Here is a 6,230-nt window from a genome sequence, read left to right on the forward strand (position 1 = left end):
TTTGCCCACCCTACGAGACCGTCGTGCAATGACGGGAAGTTGAAAGCTCAATCGTTGGGCAGGCGCTGGCCGGGCGGCCAAAAGCCGACCACAATTGCGACGTCACCTCGGGACCACCGACCAGAATCCGCGTCGGCGTCTTCATCTTGTTCCATTCATAGGCGCGGAACGGGCCGCGGCGACCGCCTTCGCCGAGGCTCGCGACGATCACGTTCAGCGCCGGCGCGAAGGCGCGCGGGTCGGCGCCGAGATGGCCGAGCGCGATCAGCGCCAGCGCCGCGTCGAACACGTTCATCTCCGCGGCCATCAGCTCGCCCTTGACGTAGGAGAGCACGCGATGGCGGATGAAATCGAAATCGCCGTCGGGGTCGATCGCGGCCTGTGCTGCCAGCGGCAGTGCGAGGAAGGCCGCATAGCAGCGGCCGAAATAGGCGCTGTAGAGCTCGGGCAGATAATAGATGTGCGAGCGCGGATTGGCGAAGGCGCCGTTGGCGGCGAGCCGCTTCTGGAAGCCGATGATGCGATGCACGGTCGCCAGCCGCGCCGGCGTCTCCAAAATCTTCCAGCGCGCGAGGTTGCGAAAGCTGACCTCGAGAATGTCGAGATTGAGCGTCGGATCGAGATCGTTGCCGTAGGGCCGCTCGCCTTTGAGGTTATCGATCCAGGTCGCGACGCCGCCCTCGTAGTCGATGTTGTCGTTGAGCGGCACGGTCACGCGCGGTTCGTTGACGCCGGCGAGCACCTGATAGCCCGAATAGAAGTCCAGCAGCGGCTGGTCGATGATCGGATCGGTGCAGCCGGCTTGCGTCGCTGCCGAGATCGAGCACGCCGTGGTGTCGCAATCCGGCACGTAGACGCCGAAGCCGAGGTCCTGCTTGATCTGGGCGAAGAAGCGGGAGAAGCGCGGATGCGGCGCCGGCGCGAGCGCGGTGATGACGTTGAAGCGTGTGCCGTCGATACCCTCGACCTCTTCGCGGCTGATGTTGACGCAGAAATCGACCATGTCGGCGATCGCACGCTCGGCTGCAATCTTGTCGGCCGGCGAAGCGAGCCCGGTCTCGACATAGCTCAGCAGCGCCTCGATGAAGAACGCGTCGTAATAGGCCGAGCGGTGTCGGATCTGCACCGGCTCCCACATCGGCTCGGCAATGCCGCTCCAGGGCGGATTGACGACGGCTGCTGCCTGTGAACGCGCGATGAAGACGCGGGCGAGGTTGAACAGCAGCGAGGAGTTCTTGTAGCCGCGCGCGTTCAGCCCCGTCAGCGCCATGGTCAGCTCGCGCCCGCGGACATCGGGGTCGCCGATCAGGTTGAAGGCGGCATAGGTCGGCAGGAAGCCGTTCTTGCGGTACGAGCCGAGCAGATGCTGCGCGCAGTCGCGGATCACGCCGTCGATCTGCGCTTGTTGCGGCGCTAGGCCCGTGAATATCGCCGGCGGCGGCTTTGGATGGTCGAGCGCGATGCTGTCGACGAGATCGGCGACGGGCTGGCCGATCGCCGCCCAGTCGGGCTCGGCGTCGTCGCGTGCCCGCACCAGTGCCGTGCGAAGCCGGGTCAGCTTCGCCTCGTCGCGCAACTCGGGCAGCCCGGCGCGACCGAGCAGGATCCGCAATGCGGGATTGCCGAGCGCGGTCTTGTAGAACTTGGCCAGATGCGGATCGCCGCTGGCTGGGCCCGACAATACGGGATCGCAGACGTCATAAAGCGACGGGCCGTCTTTTCGCGCCGTCAGCGCCCGGCAGGCAGCGCCGGCAAAATAATGAAAGCTCATGAAATACCTGGTCGCGGGGTCTTGGCCAGGGGCCGGCCGGCACGCTCCCATCTGCGCGCCACCCCCTGCAAGTCTTTGAAAAAGCTACCCGGATTCGCGGGAAATTCAAATGTGATGGCGGTCACGGAAAAATCCGGCACGGGAGCTGCATGATTAAGGCCGTTACAAGGGGCTCGCGACGAAAAGACGTGCAAATTCTGCTCGGAGGATTAACCAATATCTTCAGTCACTTAGCTCAAATTTTGGGCGATCTATTGCCGGGGAGGAGATATCCGGTTAAGGCTTTGTTTGGTGCGGCGCCGCAAATTGCGCGCAGTTCGGGGGCACATCCCCGGCCAATCCCTCAAACCTGAAGCCACCATCGCGCTACTCAAACATTGTGCGCGCGCTTGGCTGGTCTTTGGCACAGGAACGAACCGAGATGAATGTAAGGCAGCTCGAGCTTTCCAGACGCACGATCGCGGTGGCCGCAGCCCTCATCGGCACGGTGTCGCTCGTGATCGGCGCCCATGCTGCCCTCAACATGCGCGCGATCGATGCCGCCAAGGCCGTGGCGACCGACGAGGTCACCGGCTCGATCGGCCAGTCGTCCCGCCTCGCCCTCGTCATCGGCAATGGACATTATCCCGACGCCAGCGCGCCGCTGACGCAGTCGATCAACGACGCCCGCGCGCTGTCCTCGTCGCTCCGTAAGAACGGCTTTGACGTCGATATGGTGGAAGACGCGACCAAGGACGACATGGTCCGCGCCGTCAACCGCCTGAAGTCCCGGATCAAGCGCGACACCGTCGTCATGCTGTTCTTCGGCGGCTACGGCGTGCAGGCCGGCCGCGAGAGCTACATGCTGCCGGTCGATGCGGTGATCTGGAAGGAAAGCGACGTCCGCCGCCAGGGCGTGTCCATCGACGGCGTGCTCGACATGATGAAGGAGCAGGGCGCCAAGGCCAAGCTCGTCGTCGTCGACGCCTCCCGCCGTAACCCCTACGAGCGCCGCTTCCGCTCCTACAGCCATGGTCTTGCACCGATCAGCGCGACGGACAACGCGTTGATCCTTTCCTCGGCTTCGCCCGGCAAGGTCGTCGACGACGGCAAGGGCGAGTACAGCGTGCTGGTCGGCGAGTTCCTCACCAACCTCAATGCGCAGGGCAGCGCCGAAAGCGTCTTCAACAAGACCCGCGTCGCCATCTCCCGCGCCTCCGAAGGCGACCAGGTCCCGACCATCTCCTCCTCGCTGCTCGAGGACGTCCATTTCGGCGAAGCAGCCGGCGGCTAGCCGCAAATTGTAGGGTGGGCAAAAGCGCAAAGCGCCGTGCCCACCATCTTTTCGAGATTTCAATAGAAGACGTGGGCACGCTTCCGCCTTCGCTCGCCGAGCTACGGCGGACAAGTCGCTTTGCCCACCCTACAATTTGCGGCTAGCCGCCGGCTGCTTCGCCGAAATGGACGTCCTCGAGCAGCGAGGAGGAGATGGTCGGGACCTGGTCGCCTTCGGAGGCGCGGGAGATGGCGACGCGGGTCTTGTTGAAGACGCTTTCGGCGCTGCCCTGCGCATTGAGGTTGGTGAGGAACTCGCCGACCAGCACGCTGTACTCGCCCTTGCCGTCGTCGACGACCTTGCCGGGCGAAGCCGAGGAAAGGATCAACGCGTTGTCCGTCGCGCTGATCGGTGCAAGACCATGGCTGTAGGAGCGGAAGCGGCGCTCGTAGGGGTTACGGCGGGAGGCGTCGACGACGACGAGCTTGGCCTTGGCGCCCTGCTCCTTCATCATGTCGAGCACGCCGTCGATGGACACGCCCTGGCGGCGGACGTCGCTTTCCTTCCAGATCACCGCATCGACCGGCAGCATGTAGCTCTCGCGGCCGGCCTGCACGCCGTAGCCGCCGAAGAACAGCATGACGACGGTGTCGCGCTTGATCCGGGACTTCAGGCGGTTGACGGCGCGGACCATGTCGTCCTTGGTCGCGTCTTCCACCATATCGACGTCAAAGCCGTTCTTACGGAGCGACGAGGACAGCGCGCGGGCGTCGTTGATCGACTGCGTCAGCGGCGCGCTGGCGTCGGGATAATGTCCATTGCCGATGACGAGGGCGAGGCGGGACGACTGGCCGATCGAGCCGGTGACCTCGTCGGTCGCCACGGCCTTGGCGGCATCGATCGCGCGCATGTTGAGGGCAGCATGGGCGCCGATCACGAGCGACACCGTGCCGATGAGGGCTGCGGCCACCGCGATCGTGCGTCTGGAAAGCTCGAGCTGCCTTACATTCATCTCGGTTCGTTCCTGTGCCAAAGACCAGCCAAGCGCGCGCACAATGTTTGAGTAGCGCGATGGTGGCTTCAGGTTTGAGGGATTGGCCGGGGATGTGCCCCCGAACTGCGCGCAATTTGCGGCGCCGCACCAAACAAAGCCTTAACCGGATATCTCCTCCCCGGCAATAGATCGCCCAAAATTTGAGCTAAGTGACTGAAGATATTGGTTAATCCTCCGAGCAGAATTTGCACGTCTTTTCGTCGCGAGCCCCTTGTAACGGCCTTAATCATGCAGCTCCCGTGCCGGATTTTTCCGTGACCGCCATCACATTTGAATTTCCCGCGAATCCGGGTAGCTTTTTCAAAGACTTGCAGGGGGTGGCGCGCAGATGGGAGCGTGCCGGCCGGCCCCTGGCCAAGACCCCGCGACCAGGTATTTCATGAGCTTTCATTATTTTGCCGGCGCTGCCTGCCGGGCGCTGACGGCGCGAAAAGACGGCCCGTCGCTTTATGACGTCTGCGATCCCGTATTGTCGGGCCCAGCCAGCGGCGATCCGCATCTGGCCAAGTTCTACAAGACCGCGCTCGGCAATCCCGCATTGCGGATCCTGCTCGGTCGCGCCGGGCTGCCCGAGTTGCGCGACGAGGCGAAGCTGACCCGGCTTCGCACGGCACTGGTGCGGGCACGCGACGACGCCGAGCCCGACTGGGCGGCGATCGGCCAGCCCGTCGCCGATCTCGTCGACAGCATCGCGCTCGACCATCCAAAGCCGCCGCCGGCGATATTCACGGGCCTAGCGCCGCAACAAGCGCAGATCGACGGCGTGATCCGCGACTGCGCGCAGCATCTGCTCGGCTCGTACCGCAAGAACGGCTTCCTGCCGACCTATGCCGCCTTCAACCTGATCGGCGACCCCGATGTCCGCGGGCGCGAGCTGACCATGGCGCTGACGGGGCTGAACGCGCGCGGCTACAAGAACTCCTCGCTGCTGTTCAACCTCGCCCGCGTCTTCATCGCGCGTTCACAGGCAGCAGCCGTCGTCAATCCGCCCTGGAGCGGCATTGCCGAGCCGATGTGGGAGCCGGTGCAGATCCGACACCGCTCGGCCTATTACGACGCGTTCTTCATCGAGGCGCTGCTGAGCTATGTCGAGACCGGGCTCGCTTCGCCGGCCGACAAGATTGCAGCCGAGCGTGCGATCGCCGACATGGTCGATTTCTGCGTCAACATCAGCCGCGAAGAGGTCGAGGGTATCGACGGCACACGCTTCAACGTCATCACCGCGCTCGCGCCGGCGCCGCATCCGCGCTTCTCCCGCTTCTTCGCCCAGATCAAGCAGGACCTCGGCTTCGGCGTCTACGTGCCGGATTGCGACACCACGGCGTGCTCGATCTCGGCAGCGACGCAAGCCGGCTGCACCGATCCGATCATCGACCAGCCGCTGCTGGACTTCTATTCGGGCTATCAGGTGCTCGCCGGCGTCAACGAACCGCGCGTGACCGTGCCGCTCAACGACAACATCGACTACGAGGGCGGCGTCGCGACCTGGATCGATAACCTCAAAGGCGAGCGGCCCTACGGCAACGATCTCGATCCGACGCTCAATCTCGACATTCTCGAGGTCAGCTTTCGCAACCTCGCGCGCTGGAAGATTTTGGAGACGCCGGCGCGGCTGGCGACCGTGCATCGCATCATCGGCTTCCAGAAGCGGCTCGCCGCCAACGGCGCCTTCGCCAATCCGCGCTCGCACATCTATTATCTGCCCGAGCTCTACAGCGCCTATTTCGGCCGCTGCTATGCGGCCTTCCTCGCACTGCCGCTGGCAGCACAGGCCGCGATCGACCCCGACGGCGATTTCGATTTCATCCGCCATCGCGTGCTCTCCTACGTCAAGGGCGAGCTGATGGCCGCGGAGATGAACGTGTTCGACGCGGCGCTGGCGCTGATCGCGCTCGGCCATCTCGGCGCCGACCCGCGCGCCTTCGCGCCGGCGCTGAACGTGATCGTCGCGAGCCTCGGCGAAGGCGGTCGCCGCGGCCCGTTCCGCGCCTATGAATGGAACAAGATGAAGACGCCGACGCGGATTCTGGTCGGTGGTCCCGAGGTGACGTCGCAATTGTGGTCGGCTTTTGGCCGCCCGGCCAGCGCCTGCCCAACGATTGAGCTTTCAACTTCCCGTCATTGCACGACGGTCTCGTAGGGTGGGCAAA

At 64.3% G+C, this 6,230-nt stretch carries 4 protein-coding genes; 2 read left to right on the forward strand and 2 right to left on the reverse strand.

Annotated elements, in window-relative coordinates; translation table 11 throughout:
- Positions 1 to 10: 10 nt before the first annotated feature.
- Positions 11 to 1,771 carry a hypothetical protein gene (locus AC0L3X_RS46335; protein WP_473317545.1) on the reverse strand — a complete coding sequence of 587 codons (1,761 nt, stop codon included), beginning with the start codon at positions 1,769 to 1,771 and terminating at the stop codon, positions 11 to 13.
- A 421-nt stretch (positions 1,772 to 2,192) separates the two neighbouring features.
- Between AC0L3X_RS46335 and AC0L3X_RS46340 the strand changes: the two genes are divergently transcribed.
- Positions 2,193 to 3,044 carry a caspase family protein gene (locus tag AC0L3X_RS46340; protein ID WP_063980483.1) on the forward strand — a complete coding sequence of 284 codons (852 nt, stop codon included), beginning with the start codon at positions 2,193 to 2,195 and terminating at the stop codon, positions 3,042 to 3,044.
- Positions 3,045 to 3,186: 142 nt separating this feature from the next.
- Here AC0L3X_RS46340 and AC0L3X_RS46345 read toward each other — a convergent pair whose 3' ends face one another.
- Complete coding sequence (locus tag AC0L3X_RS46345; RefSeq protein WP_063980483.1) at positions 3,187 to 4,038, reverse strand: caspase family protein; 852 nt, start codon at positions 4,036 to 4,038, stop codon at positions 3,187 to 3,189.
- 421 nt (positions 4,039 to 4,459) lie between these two features.
- Here AC0L3X_RS46345 and AC0L3X_RS46350 point away from each other — a divergent pair, with 421 nt between their 5' ends.
- Positions 4,460 to 6,220, forward strand: a complete 1,761-nt coding sequence (locus AC0L3X_RS46350; RefSeq protein WP_473317545.1) for a hypothetical protein — start codon at positions 4,460 to 4,462, stop codon at positions 6,218 to 6,220.
- Positions 6,221 to 6,230: the final 10 nt, after the last annotated feature.

Source organism: Bradyrhizobium sp. MI1.7 (assembly GCF_055811795.1).